We start from the raw sequence: 16,906 nt of genomic DNA on the forward strand, positions 1-16,906 counted from the left end.
ACATGATGGATTTTGCTGACCTGGTGAATGAGTTCGCGGTCTCCGCTCGGGATAATCTGCGTGGCCCCGGCCAGCGTGAGGCCGCGTTGGCTGCGCCTGTTGCGGAGCTGATGCGTGGGGTGGGGGAGATGGTGGGGCACCGGGTGGTGGCCCACAACGAGGTGACGGTGACGGATGACGTCGGTGAGGCGGTGCGCCCCGACTTCGGGGTCCGGGTGGATGGGGTGCTCACCGGTCACATTGAGCTGAAAGCCCCCGGGATGTCCCTGGACCCTTCCACGTACAAGCCGCGCAGCCACAATGGGCGGCAGTGGCAGCGGTTGAAGGAGCTACCGAATCTGCTGCACACCAACGGGGTGGAGTGGCGGTTGTGGCGGTACGGGGAGCTGGTGGCCGAACCACGGGGGTTGCACGTCCCGGATCTGTTGCGGATGCGCGGGTCCACGGTGGGGTATCAGCCGGAGCTGGAACGGATGCTCACGGACTTCGTGCTGTGGGAGCCGGCGCCGATCACCTCGGTGTCGAAGCTGGTGGACACCCTGGCGCCGCTGACGCGTCTGTTGCGGGAGGAAACCCTGGACGTGATGCGTGATGAGCGCCGCGCGGTCCGGGCCGGGGCGCCGGCGGCGGCGCAGCCAATCAGTTCGCTGCACAAGGAGTGGCAGCGGGTGCTGTCCCCGGAAGCCGATGAGCAGCAGTTCGCGGACGGGTTCGCCCAAACCGTGGTGTTCGCCCTGGTGCTGGCCGTCTCCGAGGGGGTCGAGGTGGGCCGGTTGCCGTTATCGGAGATCGCGGAAACCCTCACCGGCCAGTACGGGGTAATGGGCCGGTCCTTGTCGCTGGTGGCCCAGCCGATCCGTTCCACCCCGGTGCAGACCGCGGTGGAGACGATCACCCGCACCCTGTCCGCGGTGGACTGGGGGCACATGGCCGACGGGCGTTCGGACCTGTACCTGCACCTCTACGAGCACTTCCTCCGTGCCTATGACCCGGCGTTAAAACAAGCCTCGGGGTCCTACTACACGCCGGTGGAGCTGGTGGACGCGATGGTGTCCTGGGCCGATGAGGCGGTGCGGGAGCACCTGGGGCGCCCGCGGGGGCTGCGTGATCCCGTGACCTCGGTGATTGACCCGGCGATGGGTACCGGGACGTACCCCCTCTCGGTGCTGCGGCGGGTCGCTGCGGATGCTGCCGCCGAGTACGGGCCGGGGGCTGCCGCGGAGGCGGTGTCTTCGATGGTGGGCCGGTTGTACGGGATCGAGCTGCAATCCGGTCCGTTCTCCGTCGCGGAGCTGCGCATCTCCCAGGCCGTGAAGGAGGCCGGGGCCAGTATGCCGTCCACCGGGTTGCGCATGTTCGTGGGCGACACCTTGGAGGACCCGGCGGCCACCGCCGCCGATGAGGGGTTGTCGTGGAACGCGGGTCTGATCGCCCAGCAGCGGGTGGAAGCGAACCGGGTCAAGCGGGACGAGAACATTCAGGTCGTCATCGGCAATCCCCCCTATAAAGAACGTTCCAAAGGACTAGGGGGGTGGATCGAGAACGGAGTAGACCCGGCCACGGGCCGGGCGCCGCTGGACGAGTTCAGAGCACCCGGTGATGGAGCCCACGCCAAACACCTCAAGAACCTGTACGCCTACTTCTGGCGGTGGGCGACGTGGAAGGCGTTTGAGTCCACCGCGCACCGTGAGCTGGAGGGCACGGATCAGGGGGTGGTGTGTTTCGTGACGGCCACCGGGTATCTCACCGGTCCCGGGTTCGCGGGGATGCGCGAGTACCTGCGCCGGCAGTGCTCCGCCGGGTGGATCATCAACATCGCCCCGGAAGGAATCAACCCGCCCCCGGGTCATGGGGTGTTCGCTATCCAGACCCCGGTGGCCGTGGGCGTGTTCGTCCGCGGGCCGCACACCGACACGGACACTCCGGCGCCGATCTACTACCGGAACGTGTCCGGCACGAAGGCCCGGAAGTTCGAGCAGTTCCCCGACATTCACCTGGCCGGGGACGGGTGGCAGGAAGCCCCCACCGCGTGGCAGGCGCCGTTCACCCCGCGCTCGGGGGCCGCCTGGTCCTCGTTCCCGTCGGTGCGTGACCTGTACCCGTGGTACTCCCCGGGACTCAAGCCCAACCGCACCTGGGTGTACTCCCCGTCCCCGGACACGTTGCAGTACCGGTTGAACACCGTGGTTGCTGAGACCGACCCGGCGGAGAAGTCCGCGCTGTTCAAGGAGACCCGGGACGCGAACCTGCGCAAGACCAAGGCACCCTTTCCACCCTCGCGTTCCCGCGCGGGAGAGCCGGACACCTACCAGAACACCAGGGTGCCCTTCGAGACGGAGATGTTCATCCCGCACGCCTCCCTGGTGAGGGTTGGGTACCGGTCCTTCGACCGGCAGTGGGTGATCGCAGACTCGCGGCTCATCAACGACTGCCGGCCACCTCTGTGGGAAGGTCGCATCCCCGGGCAGGTGTACGTCACGGAGCAGCACTCATTCCACCCGAAACAAGGCCCCGGCCTGTCGTTCTCCGGGTTGCTGCCGGACATGCATCACTTCAACAACCGCGGCGGTCGCGTACTGCCGATGCTGAACCCGGACGGCACGGCGAATCTCCCCATCGGGCTGCTCGATACGCTCACAGGTCGCCTCGGAACCGAGGTCACCGGACCTGATGTGACGGCCTACGTCGCCGGCATCACCGGGCATCCCGGATACGTGGAGACCTTCGACGATGAGCTGCGCACCCCCGGTATCCGGGTGCCCATCACCGCAGACAGGAGGCTCTGGGACCGTGCGGTGGAGCTGGGTCGCAAGGTGCTGTGGTGCCACACCTACGCTCTGGCCGGTGATTGGGAAGGGCTGGGATCTGTCACCTCGCCGGTTTCTGGGCTGAAGTTGCCCCGGTACGAGAAGAGCATGGGGTCTACCCTGCCCTCGGCGGTGGACTACGACGAAGCCGCCTATCTCCTGCGCCTGGGCGCCGGGGTGTGGAGCCACGTCGCTCCGCAGGTGCGCGGGTACATGGTCGGCGGCACCAACGTGATCGACGCGTGGGCCGATAAGCGTTCGATCAGACCCGATGGGAAGAAGACCTCTCCGTTGGATCACATCGTCCCCGAGGAATGGGAGACGGGCTGGTCCATGGAGTTCACGGAGCTGCTGTGTGCCCTCACCCGCCTCGTGTCCTTGGAAGCTGAGCAGGAGGATCTGCTGGCTGCGGTGCTCGAGGGGCCGTTGCTCTCCAGGGACAATCTGTCGGGAGGCGGTGTCGCATGGCCGCCTCCGAACAGGTCCGTCAAGCCGTCTGGGGCGTGAGGATTATGTGCGCGGTTCCATCCGCGGCGCTTCCGCGCCATCGGTCGGTGGCTCCGTCGGGTCCTCATCGAGGATCAGGCTGATCTCCGGGCCCGAAGGGTGCTCCTGCGTGATGGAGGATGAAGTGCTCGGTGGCAATCCGTAGAGGGTGGACTGGGCGGTTGCCGCGTCGAAGACCGCCCGGAGCGGGGATTCCTCCGTGCTGCCCGCCCGCGAGAGTCTGCGTCGCCGCCAGGTGATCAGGGCCCGGAAGCACGCGATGGCGACCAGGGCGGGGATCAGCAGGCCCGCTGCCGTGTAGATCCAGTGCATCATCGTCATCACCTCGTGAGAGCTGCGTCCCACCAGCGTAGGCGGCGCCCCGTAGAGGGAGCCAGACTGTGTCCTCCGCGAGGGGTGCCCGGTGTGACTCCTCGTGAACCGATTCCGCTCTGGAAGGTGAGCAGGCCACGGACTCACCGTGTGCTGAGATACGTGCGGCACGCTGCGACGATGTCGGAAGCTGCTTCGATGGAGTCCTTCACGTCCTGCCGGGTCGCCGTCGGCCTGCCCTCATCGGGATATTCCGTCGCGTTGCGGACCTGGCGCATCCACTCGAACTCGCCCAGCGCGTCATCATCGACGAAGAGCGCTGCCGCGATGCCTGTGTTGCGGTGGGCACCGCCGACGGGACGGACCCGCAGGCCCTCGGTAGCGAGAACGCCGGCCAGGGCCTTCCGTGTGGCGTCGTAGGCGGCAGTGAATGCCATGGCATGATCATCGGTCTGGGCCAGTAACCGGGCCGTCTGAAGGTGCCGTGAAGCGGTCTCCAAGACGTTCGCCGCATGGCCGGGATTCGGGGAGACCCGCTCCAGCTGACGCTGGCGGATCATCTGCTCTATCCGCTCATCCACCATGGACCTCCTCCGAGATCTCCACGAGCGGCCGAGACCGGATGGTCTCGATGAACGGGGAGGGCGTCGGCGCCTCCCAGTCCTCCCGGGGGACCCGGGTGACGTTCACCGGCAGGCCCAGACGCTCCCCGGCCTGCTCAGCCCTGCGAGCCAGCTCCCGACGGGAGGCGTCCCCGATGACGAGCACGTCGATGTCCCGCGGGAAGGAGCCGGACTCTCCCGCGCGCCGGGCGGCCCAGGAACCGTAGATCATCAGCTTCTCCGCACCCTGGACGTCGCTGAACAGCTCACGGACCACGGGCATCGGGCCGTAGCTCGTCTCGATCACCTGCCGCATCGGCTCGAACAGAGCATGATCCGGATTCGCCCGCACCAGACGGTTGCGGCCCTGCCTCCGGTCCAGCAGCACCTCGGCATCCACCAGCCGGTCCACCTCACGGTGCACCGATGGTGTGCTCTGCCCGGTCAGCCGCCCCAGCTCCGTCAGAGAGAACTCCTCCTCCGGGTGGCCGTAGACCTCAGCCAGCAGCGCCCCCAGCGTATCCGAGCGGAGGAAGGGGGTCAGCGGTGAAGCCAACGTTTTCATCAACAGAAACATATGTTTCTGTCATGGGAAACGTCAAGGGGTGCGGCGGCGCCGTCGGCTACTGCTCCGCCCGTCCCGGGCGCACCGGCCACTCGCCGTTGACCGTGGTCTTCTTGCCGATCCGGTCGAAGTACGCCTGCAGATCCGCGGCCTGCTCCTTCGCCCACTGCACCTGCTGCTCATGCAGCTGCCCGGCCGGCATCGCCAGCTGCGGGAACTTCCGCGCCATCGCCGCTCCCAGCCGCTCGGTGGCCAGGCAGTCCGCGGCGGAGGTGTGCGCGTCCTTCAGCTCCACGCCGTACTCCTCGGTGAGCACGCCCAGGGTCCGCTTGCCCTTGTGGTACTTATCCGCCTGCTTGTTCAGCACCAGCGGATCCACCACCGGGAACGGCTCCAGCGGCGGCAGCTCGTGGCGCTCCAGCTCCCGGTCCAGCACCGTGAAGTCATAGGAGGCATTGAAGGCGAACACCGGCACCCCGTCGGCGAACAGCCCGCCCAGGGCCGAGGCCAGCTCGTAGGTCACCTGCCGCACCGGGGCGCCGTGCTCCCGGGCGTGCTCCGTGGTGATGCCGTGCACCGCCGCGGCCTCCTCCGGGATCGGCACCCCCGGATCCGCCAGCCACTCCCCGTGGCGCAGCACCTCGCCGTCCGGGGCCACCAGGATCAGCGAGGCGGTCACGATCCGCGCGGTCATGGGGTTGGGGCCGGTGGTCTCCAGGTCGAAGGTGGCCCGGGGTAGCTCGGTCCAGGGTCGCTGATCGGTCGCGCCGTCGGTGCTCATGGGAATCACCGTACCCGGTCAGCGCCACCGGGCCCGACGTCGCGGGGGTGCTTCGATCTGTCAGTCGCCCGTGGTCTCATGGAGAGCGGACAGACACCCCGACGACGGCGCCGGAGTGAGAGGCGAGACGAGGAGGAGCACATGGCGGGCACCGGAACCCTGCTGCTGGGGGCCCCCGGGACGGGGCGCTCCACCGCCCTGATCCGCCGCGCCCTGGACTTCGTGCGCGCCGGGAACGACGCCGCCTCGGTGCTCCTGCTGGCCCCCGGGCGCCTGGCCGCGGACCGGCTGCGCCAGGAGTTCTCCGAGCGCATCGGGGCCACCGTCTCCTCCCCGCCGGCCCGCGCTTGGCACTCCTACGCCTTCGACCTGCTGCGCCGGGCCCACGCGGCCGGGCAGCTGCCCGGGGTGGCCTTCGAACCGCGCCTGCTCTCCGGGCCGGAGCAGGACGTGCTCATCGGCCAGATGATCGAGACCCACCGGCGCGGCATCGGCCACCCGCCCGCCTGGCCGACGGATCTGGGTGAGGCCCTGCGCACCCGAGGCTTCCGCCGGGAGATCCGCGAGTTCCTGGACCGCTGCGCGGAGTTCGATCTCAGCCCCGATCAGGTGCGCGAGCTCGGCCGGTCCATGGCCCACCCCGAGTGGGTGGCCGCCGCGGACTTCCGGGTGGAGTACGAGCAGCTGCGCCGCCTGAGCATGCCCCACGCCTACGATCCCTCCGCCCTGATCCACGAGGCCGCGGCCTTCCTGGAAACCCACCCGGAGTTCGTGGAGCAGGAGCACAACCGCCTGCGCCTGATCCTCGCCGATGACCTGCAGGAGGCCAGCCCCGCCGTCGTGCGGCTGCTCGGCGCCCTGTATCCCGCGGGGCTGGCGGATCCGGCCGAGCTGGTGCTCACCGCGTGTCCGGACACCGTGGTGCAGGGCTTCCGCGGCGCCCGACCCGAGCTGCTCACCGGCCTGGAGCGCCGACTGCCCGCCCTGAGCGGCCTGCGCAGCGTCAGCCTCGCCACCAGCCACCGGATGCCCGCGGGCCTGGTCCCGGCCTTCGAGCGGATCGCCCATCGGATCCCCGTGGTCGCCGGGGCCCTGACCCAGCGCACTCCCGCGCAGCCCACCCAGCCCACCGAGGAGCAGACCGATGACGTGGCTCCGGCGGGTCCCGCGGCAGATCAGGGCGACGGCGCCCCCGAGGTGCTGCTCGTGGGCTCCGAGCAGGAGGAGCTGCGGCTGCTGTCCCAGCTGATCCTGGAGGAGCACGTGCTGGGCGGCCGGGGTCTGGAGGAGATGGCCGTGATCGTGCGCAACGGCTCCTCCCTGGCGCGGATCCAGCGGCACCTGGACGCCGACGGCATCGCCGCGACCGTGCCGGTGGCGGAGACCCCGCTGCGCGAGGAACCGGCCGTGCGGCCCTTCCTGGACGCCCTGTGGATCCTCACCGACCGGGAGGAGGAGGCCGGGGCGCGCGCCCTGGACCTGCTCACCTCCCGACTGGGCGGCACCAGCCCCTCCGGGCTGCGTCGGCTGCGTCAGACCCTGCGCGCCCGCGAGCTGCGGGCCGGGGGACGGCGCTCCGGGGACGAGCTGCTGCTGGCCGCCCTGCGCCAGATCGACGGGACTGAGGCCTCCGCCGACGGGGAGCAGGGACCCGATCTGGCCGGCAGCGGCCCCGGCACCGCCGGGCTGCGCAGGGTCGGCGCGGTGCTGGCCGCGGGCCGGGCCGCGATGGCCGAGCCGGACGTTTCGGCGGAGAACGTGCTGTGGGCCCTGTGGGAGGCCAGCGGCCTGGCGAAGACCTGGGAGGAGGCCTCCCGCGGCAGCGGCCCGGCGGCCCAGCGGGCTCACCGGGACCTGGACGCGATGGTCGAGCTGTTCAAATCCGCGGAGCGCTTCGCCGAGCAGCAGACCGGGGCCGGCGTCGAGCAGTTCCTGGACTACCTGGACAGCCAGGACCTGCCCATGGACACCCTCGCGCCGGTCGGCGGCCCCAGTGCGGCCGTGAGCCTGCTGACCCCGGCCTCCGCGGCCGGACGCGAATGGCCCGTCGTGATCGTTTCCGGCGTGCAGGACGGCGTCTGGCCCAACCTCACCGTGCGCGGCGGGCTGCTGGCCGCCCCGCAGCTGGCCGACGCCGTGTTCCTCGGTCCCGAGCAGGCCGCGCGCGTCACCCACGGGATGCGGGTGCGCGAGACCCGGGTGGATGAGCTGCGGATGTTCGCCGCCGCGATCTCCCGGGCCTCCCAGCGCCTGGTGGTCACCGCCGTCGCCGACGCCGAGACCGAGCCCAGCGAGCTGCTGGCCATGCTCGCCCCGGACCAGATGCAGCAGCCCGCTCTGACCCCCGTGCGCCGGCCGATGACCCTGCGCGGGCTGGTCGCCGAGCTGCGCCGGGCCGCCCAGGACCCGCAGGATCCGGAGCGGGCCCTGCGCGCCGCGGACTGCCTGGCCCGCCTCGCCCTGGACGACGGCGCCCCGGATGCTGACGCCCCGGGTGAGGGCGGTCCGGTCGACGACGTCGCGGGGACCGCCGCGGAGGGCGGCGCGCCGCGGGCCCCGCTGCCGCCGGTGCCCGGAGCTCACCCGGAGGACTGGTGGGGTCTGGCCCCGCTGTCCAGCACCGAGCCCGCCCTGCCGGCCGAGAAGCCCGTGCCGGTGACCCCCTCCCGGATGGAGGGGATCGTGCGCTCGCCGCTGGACTGGTTCGTCGCCGTCTCCGGCGGGCAGGCCGGCACGGACCTGTCCCGCTCCCTCGGCACCCTCATCCACGAGGTGGCCCAGGACCTGCCCGAAGCCGCCGGGCACGAGCTCGTCGGGGAGCTGCGCCGCCGCTTCGAGGCCCTGCGCCTGCCCGAGACCTGGGAGACCGAGCAGACCTGGCAGCGCGCGGAGACCATGATCCGCAAATTCGCCCAGTACGCCGTGGACTCCCGGCTGAAGGAGGGACGCCGGCTGGCCGGCATCGAAGGCTCCTTCCAGGTGCTGGTGCCCGGTCCCGCCCGCGACGCGCTGCTGACCGGCCGAGTGGATCGCCTCGAGGTGGACCAGCTCGGCCGGTACGTGGTGATCGACCTGAAGACGGGGCGCCACGCGCCCACCAAAGCCCAGATGGCCCACCACCCCCAGCTGGCCGGGTACCAGGTGGCCTTGGCCGCCGGGGCCGGTCAGGCCATGGCCGCCCAGGCTGCGCGGGACGGGGCGGAAGCCCGAGACGGGGCGGATGCCGGACCGTCGGACGCCGCCGACCCGGGGGACTCGCCCGATGCCGCCGCCTCGCAGCAGGCCTCCGGGCGGCGAGACGGCGACCCCGAGGTCCTCGAGCTGCGCGGAGCCCGCCTGACCGAGCTCTCCGGCGGGGCGGCCCTCGTGCAGCTGGGCACCGGCACCGCCTCCTACGGGAACCAGCAGCAGGAGGCCCTGGGCCCGGAGGATCAGTGGGCGGTGGAGCTCGTGCAGCGCTGCGCCGAGCTGATCGCCCACGAGCGCTTCCAAGCCCGGCACACCGAGCAGAACACCGGCGCCCACGGACTCGGCTGCGCCCTGCCCGAGATCTGTCCCCTGTGCGCCTCCGGAAGGCAGGTCACCCAACCATGAGCACCCCCCTCGCCGCCCAGGCGCGCCACACCCCGGAGGAGATCGCCCGCATCCTCGGGCGTCCCGCCCCCACCGCGGAGCAGTCGCGCATCATCAGCGCCGACCTCGCCCCGCGCCTGGTCGTGGCCGGGGCCGGGTCCGGGAAGACCGCGACCATGGTGGACCGGGTCGTGTGGCTCGTCGTCAACGGCTTCGCCCGCCCCGAGGAGATCCTCGGTGTCACCTTCACCACCAAGGCCGCCGCGGAGCTGCGCCAGCGCATGGTCTCCCGGCTCGCGACCCTGGCCGAGCACGGCCTGCGCCCCCCGGGAGAGGACCCGCAGGCCCCGGAGCTGGACCCGACCGTGTCCACCTACCACTCCTACGCCAAGGCGCTGGTCAGCGAGTACGGGCTGCGCATCGGCGTCGAGCGCGACGCCGCCCAGTTGGGCGCGGCCCAGAGCCACCAGCTGGCCGCTCAGCTCGTGGCCCACTGGGAGGGGCCTCTGCCCGAGCAGGTGCCGGCCGCCTCCACCCTGGTCACCGCCGTGCTGCAGCTCAGCGGGGAGTGCGCCGAGCACCTCGTGGACCCCGCCGATGTCGCGGCGACCTGCGAGACCGAGCTGGCGCGCCTGCGGGCCCTGCCCAACGACCACCCCCAGCAGCTGAAGAAGGCCGAAGCCGCCCGTAACGCCGCCGTGACCAAGCTGGAGCAGAAGCTGCTGGTCGCCCGCCTGGCGGTGCGCTACCAGCGGCTGAAGCAGACCATGCAGGTCATGGACTTCGGGGACCTCCTGCTCGATGCCGCCCGCCTGGCCCGCGAGGTGCCCGCCGTCGCCCGGGAGCAGCGGGAGCTGTACAAGGTGGTGCTGCTGGACGAGTTCCAGGACACCTCCCACGCCCAGATGGTGCTGTTCTCCACGCTGTTCGGGGACGGCCACAGCGTCATGGCGGTGGGGGATCCCAAGCAGTCCATCTACGGCTTCCGGGGCGCCTCCGAGGGTCAGCTGTTCGACTTCCCCGCCTACTTCCCGGCCGAGGACGCCGCACCGTCCTACCTGACCGCGGCCTGGCGCAACGGCACCCGCATCCTCGACGCCGCCAACGCCGTCGCCGCCCCCCTGGGACGGCCGGCACCCTGGGCGCCGGGGGAGCGGCGCTTCCCCGTCCCGGACCTCGTGCCCCGTCCCGAGCCCACCGCGGGCCAGGTGCTCACCGGCACCTGGGTCAGCGAGGAGGAGGAAGCCGCAGACCTGGTGCGCGGCATCCGGGAGCGGGCCGAGCAGGCGCGGGCCGAGGGCCGGGAGCCGGCCACCGCCGCGGTGCTGTGCCGGGCCCGGGCCCAGCTGGAGACCGTGCGGGCCGAATGCGAGCGGCAGGGGGTGCCCGCCGAGGTCCTGGGTCTGGGCGGGCTGCTGCAGACCCCGGAGGTCGTGGACATGGTCGCGACCCTGCGCGTGCTCTCCGACCCCTCCCGCGCCGATGCCCTGATGCGGCTGCTGGCCGGGGCCCGCTGGCGGATCGGCGCCCGGGACCTGATGGCCCTGAACGACTGGGCTCGCTTCCTCGCCCGACGCCGCCGCCGGGCGGTGGAGCGCGGGATCGCCGAGGACCTCACCACCCCCGAAGGTCAGGTTCCCGGAGAGGAGGGGCTGCGCGCCGGGCGGGGCGAGGCCCCGGATCCGGAGCAGGCCGAGGCCCAGGCCCGGGAAGCCGTGCAGGAGCTGCTGCGCACCGGCGGCGGGGACGAGACGGACGGGGCCAGCCTCATCGAGGGCATCGAGACCCTGCCCGGACCGGCCTGGACCTCCGCGACCGGGCGCGCCCTGAGTCCGGAGGCCCGGCAGCGGCTGGAACGGTGCGCGCGGGAGCTGGAGGAGCTGCGCGGCTACCTCGGCGAGGACCTCACCACGCTGCTGCACCACATCGAGCGGCTGAGCCTGCTGGACATCGAGCTGGCCTCCCACCCAGGGCGCTCCGCGCACGAGGCGCGGATGCACCTGGACGCCTTCCACCAGGCCGCCGCCCAGTACTGCGCCACCGCCCCGCGCATGGCGGCGACCCTGGACGCCGGGACCCACCCGGAGCTGTTCGCCCCGGCGGGCGCCGACTCGGACGCGGCGGAGCAGGCCACCCCGCAGGAGCACCGCTACACCGTGACGTCCTCCGCCGCCGGGGTCACCGCCTTCCTCGCCTGGCTGGAGACCGCCGCCCGGGAGGAGAGCGGCCTGCCGCTGCCCGCCGGACCCGCCGTCCCGGGGGCCGTGCAGCTGCTGACCGTGCACGGGTCCAAGGGGCTGGAATGGGATGAGGTGCACCTGTTCGGCATGGCCGAGGGGATCTTCCCCACGGATCAGCGCGAGCACTGGCTCAACAGCCTCGGCGCCCTGCCCTGGCCGTTGCGCGGGGACCGCGGGCACCTGCCCCAGTGGGACACGGACCAGACCGGCACCACGGGGCTGCAGGAGAGCTGGACGGCCTTCCTGGAGGACAACGACGAGCGGGTGGTCGCCGAGGAGCGGCGCCTGGCGTACGTGGCCATCACCCGCGCCCGGGAGCTGGTGAGCATCGGATCCAGCCGTTGGACCGGCACCCGCGCCAAGCCCCGGGTGCCCTCCCGGTTCCTGGCGGACCTGCCCGAGGAGTCGGTGCGGATCGTGCACGAGGCCGCGCCGCTGGAGGCCGGGGAACAGAACCCCCAGCGCAGCAGCGTCCTGGTGGCCCTGTGGCCCTTTGATCCCCTGACCCAGCCGGCGGTGACCCGATGGGAGGATCTCGAGACCCTGGACGGGCTCACCGGGACCGCGCAGGCCGACGCCGCGCTGGACCCCGGTCCGGTGCGCAGCCGCCGGGCCGAGGTGGAGCGGGCGGCCGCCCTGGTGCGCCAGCGGATCGCTCAGCGCACCGGCGGGCCTGCCGCCGACGCCGCAGCCCGAGCGGGTGAGGCGCCGGGGGAGAGCACTCCCGAGACCCTGGCCTGGGAGGAGGAGACCGAGCTGCTGCTGGCCCTGCGTCGGACCCGGGCCCGCGCCGCCCAGCGCACCGAGATCCCCCGCCACGTCAGCGCCTCCCTGGTGGTGGGCCTGGCCGAGGACCCGGAGGCGGTGCTGCGCGCCGTCCGTCGCCCCATGCCGCGGCGGCCCTCGGCCCAGGCGCGGGCCGGGACCCGCTTCCACGAGTGGCTCGAGCACCGCTACGGGGCCCCGGCCATGCTGGATCTGGGCGAGCGGCTGGCGGACCCAGAGGAGGAGACCCCGCAGGAGCTGAGCACCCTGCAGGAGAAGTTCCTGGCCTCCCGGTGGGCGGATCGTCAGCCGTGGGCCGTGGAGCTGCCCCTGGAGACCAGCCTCGGCGGGATCACGGTGCGCGGGCGGATCGACGCCGTGTTCCGCACCCCGGACCCGGCCCCGGGGGAACCGGAATGGGAGCTGGTGGACTGGAAGACCGGCCGGGTGCCCACCGGGAGGGAGCTGGCGGACCGGTCCGTGCAGCTGGCCGTGTACCGGCTGGCCTTCGCCCGCCTGCGGGATCTGGACCCGGCGACGGTGCGCGCCAGCTTCCACTACATCGCCCAGAACCGGGAGATCACCCCGGAGCACCTGCCGGGGGAGGAGGAGCTGAGCGCGCTGCTGGCCCGGCTGGGACACGCCCCGCGGTGAGCACAGGGCGCCCGGGGGTTGACGGCGGATCGGTCGGTTCGGCGCGCCCGAGGCGGACCGACCGAGTGGAGCTCGCCCGTCGTCGGGAGCGCGGTTCAGTCGAGGGAGCGGGCGTCAGTCGGCGGGTGCGTCGGCATCCCGGGGCTCGTCGAGGGCGCCGGATTCGCGCAGGTCCCGCTCCAGGGTGCGCAGCATCGCCTGGGCCTCGCTGACCGTGGCCTCGTCGCCCTGCTCGGTGCCGCGCACCAGCCACTGGGCCAGCGCGAACTCGGCGTGCAGGTAGGCCCGGCGCAGCAGGTGGGGATCCGGGGTGTGCGGCAGCTGCACCGTGTAGACCTCCACGATCGCGTCCGCGAAGTCCTGGTCCGGGCAGCTCATCAGCCACGCGAAATCCGCCGCGGGATCCGCGACCTGCATGTCGTGCCAGCCGCGCACCGCGGCCAGGCGGGTGCCGTCCAGCACCAGGTTCTCCTCGGAGAGGTCCCCGTGGATCACGGTCGGGCGGAAGCGCCACAGCCGGGGGTCCTCCAGGCGGGATTCCCACCGGCGCAGCAGCGGCGCCGGGACCTTGCCGGTCCCTGCCGCCCGGTCCAGCTCCGCCAGCATCCGGTCCCGGCAGCGCTGGGCCGTGTAGGTCGGCAGATCCCCTTCCCGCACGATCTCGATCGGCAGGGTGTGGATCGTGGCCAGGGCCTTGCCCAGCTGGGTGCTCAGCGGCTCCCGCTCCGGGGAGACCACGTGGGAGCGGCGCACCAGCTCCTCGATGTCCACCACCTCACCCGGGATCTCCGGGTACACGAACGTCCGCAGCCCGTCCCGGTCCGCCGAGCCGACGACGGTGGGCAGCTGGAAGGGCAGGCGAGCCCGCAGCCCCGGGGTGAAGGAATGCAGGATGACGTGCTCGGATTCCAGCCGGACGCTGGCCTCCTGGGTGCGCGGGCAGCGCACGATCCACCGCTGGCGCGCGGAGTCGAGGACCACCGCGCCGACGTACTCGGGGTTCTCGACTTCATACGCGTCGACGGCCACGGGGAAGAGCCCGGGCACCCCGGCCGAGGCCATAGCGGCTAACGTTAGCGGTGTGGAAGTCACCCCCACAGACTACAAGAGACCCCCGGGAGCACGCTGAGCGCATGAGCACCGCCGAGAACCCCGGGATCCTCCCGCCCCTGGGGGCGCTGCTGCTGGGGACCCACCCGCTGCGCCGCAACGACCTGGAAGCCGACACCTCCGCGCTGCTGCCCGCCGCGCTCCGGGACCCGCGCACCCGCGTGCTTACTCTGGACGCCGAGGGTCGGGCGCCCATCCGGTGCCTGCCGGATCCCGCCGACGCTGCGACGGCCGACGCCGCCCCCGCTCGCGACGCCGCCCCAGCGACCACCCGGGGTGGCGCCCGCGCCGAGATCGCCTGGGCCGGGACCGCACCGGTCGCAGGCCCCCTGGCCCACCTGGGGCTCGCCGCCGACGGCGCCCCCGTCCTGCTGGCCCTGCCCACCGCACAGACACCCGGCGAGGCCTCCACCGCCACCACGTCCGGAACCGCGGCCGGGGCACCATCGCGGCGGCTCGGGTTGCGCGAGGCCGCGGAGATGCTGGACCCGGAGCAGACCGGGTGGTTCACCGCCGGGCTGGCCCTGTACCGCTGGCACGAGCAGGCCCGGCACTGTCCCCGCTGCGGGGCCCCCACCGAACCCGCCCGGGCCGGCTGGGCCCGCACCTGCGCCGCCGAGGGCACCGAGCTGTTCCCCCGCACCGATCCGGCGATCATCGCCGCCGTCGTGCACACCGACGAGCACGGGGAGGAGCGGATCCTGTTGGGCCGCTCCGCCCGGTGGCCCGCGGATCGCTACTCCGCCTTCGCCGGCTTCGTGGAGGCCGGGGAGAGTCTGGAGGCCGCCGTCGCCCGGGAGGTCGGCGAGGAGGCGGGGGTCCGCGTGGTGCGCGCCGAATACCGCGGCTCCCAGCCCTGGCCCTTCCCGCGCTCGCTGATGCTCGGCTTCCGCGCCGTCGTCGCCGAACCGGGCGCGGCCCGCCCGGACGGCACGGAGATCGCCCGGGTCCGCTGGTTCACCCGCAGGGAGCTGGCGGGGGAGGTCCGCGCCGGACGGGTGCGCCTGCCCGGACCGGTCTCGATCGCCCACCACCTGATCGCCGACTGGTACGGTGGCACCCTGCCCGAGAAGGCGCCCCAGAACCCGCCCGAGAAGGCACCCGAGACCCTGCCCCAGAACCCGGAGGACGAGAGCACACGATGACCCCCGCCCGGAGCGGATCCGCCGCCGAAGCAGCGCGCCCGCAGGAGCCCGCCCCGAGCCCGGACCGGATCCTGGAGGGCCTGGACCCCGAGCAGCGGGAGGTCGCCACGAGCCTGACAGGGCCCGTGTGCGTGCTGGCCGGGGCGGGGACGGGCAAGACCCGCGCGATCACCCACCGCATCGCCTACGGCATCGCCGCGGGGGTCTACGTGCCCCAGCAGGTGCTGGCCCTGACCTTCACCGCGCGCGCGGCCAACGAGATGCGCGCCCGCCTGCACGGGCTCGGCGCGGCCGGGGTGCAGACCCGCACCTTCCACGCCGCGGCCCTGCGCCAGCTGCAGTACTTCTGGCCCCAGGCCGTCGGCGGGACCCCGCCGCAGCTGCTGTCGGGGAAGGCCCAGTACCTCGCCGAGGCCGCCTCCCGGCTGCGCTTCACCACGGACCGGGCGATCCTGCGGGACCTGGCCGCGATCATCGAGTGGTCCAAGGTCTCCATGCTCACCCCGGACACCCTCGAGGAGAACCTGGGGAACAAGGAGCTGCCCACCGGATTCACTCCCCAGGGCTTAGCGCGGGTGGCCCGGGCCTACGAGGACCTGAAGACCGAGCGCAACGCCATCGACTTCGAGGACGTGCTGCTGGCCACCGTCGCCATCCTGGAGGAGGACGACGCCGTCGCCGCGGCCGTGCGCCAGCAGTACCGGCACTTCGTGGTGGACGAGTACCAGGACGTCTCCCCGTTGCAGCAGCGCCTCCTGGACAACTGGCTGGGTGGACGCGAGGAGCTGTGCGTGGTGGGCGACGCCTCCCAGACCATCTACTCCTTCACCGGGGCGACCTCCCGGCACCTGCTGGAGTTCCCCTCCCGTCACCCGCAGGGCAAGGTCGTGCGGCTGGTGCGCGACTACCGCTCCACCCCGCAGGTGGTGGCCCTGGCCAACCGCCTGCTGGCCGCCCGCCGCCCCGCCAAGGACTCCACCCCCGGGGCCTGGGCCACACCCCTGGAGCTGCGCGCCCAGCGACCCAAGGGACCCGAGCCGGAGTGGTTCGAGTACGCCGATGACGAGCAGGAGGCCGCCGGCATCGCCGAGGACATCCGGGACCTGATCGACAAGGACGGGATGGACCCCGCGCAGATCGCCGTGCTGTTCCGCACCAACGGACAGTCCCAGGTCATCGAGCAGGCGCTGGCCGATGCCGGGATCGGGTACCGGCTGCGCGGGACGGAGCAGTTCTTCAACCGCCCCGAGGTCAAGAACGCCATCGCCCAGATCCGCGCGGCCGCCCGCGCCGACGCCGAGACCCCGGCCCCGCGCCTGGTGCGGGACCTGCTCTCCTCCCTCGGCTACCGTGACCGGCCCCCGGCCTCCACCGGGGCGGTGCGCGCGACGTGGGAGTCCCTGGCGGCCCTGGTCTCGCTCACGGATCGGCTGGCCGCGGCGCGGACCGAGGAGCAGGGGGAGCTGACCCTGCCGGATCTGGTGGAGGAGCTGGCCCGCCGGGTCGCCCATCAGGACGCGCCGGTCATGTCCGGGGTCACCCTGGCCTCGCTGCACTCGGCGAAGGGCCTGGAATGGGACGCGGTGTTCCTGTGCGGATTGTCCGAGGGGCTGATGCCCATCGGCTTCGCCGAGACCGGGGATGAGCTGGACGAGGAGCGGCGCCTGTTGTACGTGGGGATCACCCGGGCCCGGCAGCGGCTGTTCCTGTCCTGGTCCCTGGCCCGCACCCCGGGCGGGCGGGCCCACCGGCGCCGCTCCCGCTTCCTCGAGGGGCTCGCCCCGCGCTCGGCGCACCTGGGCTGAGCCCTGAGCCGAGCCCCCGACGTCGCCACCGCCCGGCCCC

At 72.6% G+C, this 16,906-nt stretch carries 10 protein-coding genes; 5 read left to right on the forward strand and 5 right to left on the reverse strand.

Annotated features, from left to right (window positions below; genetic code table 11):
- Positions 1-2: 2 nt before the first annotated feature.
- Entirely contained in the window at positions 3-3,314 is a 3,312-nt protein-coding gene (locus tag NQ707_RS01310; RefSeq protein WP_064725210.1) for a type ISP restriction/modification enzyme, read from the forward strand.
- A 3-nt stretch (positions 3,315-3,317) separates the two neighbouring features.
- On the opposite strand, the gene NQ707_RS01315 is transcribed toward NQ707_RS01310, so the two are convergent.
- From NQ707_RS01315 to NQ707_RS01330, 4 genes are all read right to left on the reverse strand, one after another.
- Positions 3,318-3,629: a hypothetical protein gene (locus NQ707_RS01315; RefSeq protein WP_404434293.1), complete on the reverse strand. Its 312-nt coding sequence runs from the start codon at positions 3,627-3,629 to the stop codon at positions 3,318-3,320.
- A gap of 140 nt (positions 3,630-3,769) precedes the next feature.
- Positions 3,770-4,210 (reverse strand): HEPN domain-containing protein, encoded by a 441-nt coding sequence (locus tag NQ707_RS01320; protein ID WP_404434295.1) that lies wholly within the window; start codon positions 4,208-4,210, stop codon positions 3,770-3,772.
- A complete protein-coding gene (locus tag NQ707_RS01325; protein WP_404434297.1) occupies positions 4,200-4,784 on the reverse strand; it encodes a hypothetical protein in 585 nt (194 codons plus the stop codon). The genes NQ707_RS01320 and NQ707_RS01325 overlap by 11 nt, the downstream gene beginning before the upstream one ends.
- Before the next feature lie 67 nt (positions 4,785-4,851).
- Entirely contained in the window at positions 4,852-5,574 is a 723-nt protein-coding gene (locus NQ707_RS01330) for a 3'-5' exonuclease (RefSeq protein ID WP_064725183.1), read from the reverse strand.
- 141 nt (positions 5,575-5,715) lie between these two features.
- Between NQ707_RS01330 and NQ707_RS01335 the strand changes: the two genes are divergently transcribed.
- Both NQ707_RS01335 and NQ707_RS01340 read left to right on the forward strand, forming a co-directional pair.
- Complete coding sequence (locus tag NQ707_RS01335) at positions 5,716-9,168, forward strand: ATP-dependent helicase (protein WP_404434303.1); 3,453 nt, start codon at positions 5,716-5,718, stop codon at positions 9,166-9,168.
- Positions 9,165-12,806, forward strand: coding sequence for an ATP-dependent helicase (locus NQ707_RS01340; protein ID WP_404434307.1), 3,642 nt, complete (start codon positions 9,165-9,167; stop codon positions 12,804-12,806). Before NQ707_RS01335 ends, NQ707_RS01340 begins: the two co-directional genes overlap by 4 nt.
- Before the next feature lie 114 nt (positions 12,807-12,920).
- On the opposite strand, the gene NQ707_RS01345 is transcribed toward NQ707_RS01340, so the two are convergent.
- Positions 12,921-13,868 (reverse strand): phosphotransferase, encoded by a 948-nt coding sequence (locus NQ707_RS01345; RefSeq protein WP_058731687.1) that lies wholly within the window; start codon positions 13,866-13,868, stop codon positions 12,921-12,923.
- 71 nt (positions 13,869-13,939) lie between these two features.
- Between NQ707_RS01345 and nudC the strand changes: the two genes are divergently transcribed.
- Positions 13,940-15,061: an NAD(+) diphosphatase gene (gene nudC / locus NQ707_RS01350; RefSeq protein WP_404434310.1), complete on the forward strand. Its 1,122-nt coding sequence runs from the start codon at positions 13,940-13,942 to the stop codon at positions 15,059-15,061.
- Entirely contained in the window at positions 15,058-16,866 is a 1,809-nt protein-coding gene (locus NQ707_RS01355) for an ATP-dependent helicase (protein WP_081275438.1), read from the forward strand. The genes nudC and NQ707_RS01355 overlap by 4 nt, the downstream gene beginning before the upstream one ends.
- Positions 16,867-16,906 lie beyond the last annotated feature (40 nt).

It is taken from the genome of Rothia sp. BD8, assembly GCF_044878465.1.
In the GTDB taxonomy this organism is placed as follows: Bacteria; Actinomycetota; Actinomycetes; order Actinomycetales; family Micrococcaceae; genus Rothia; species Rothia kristinae.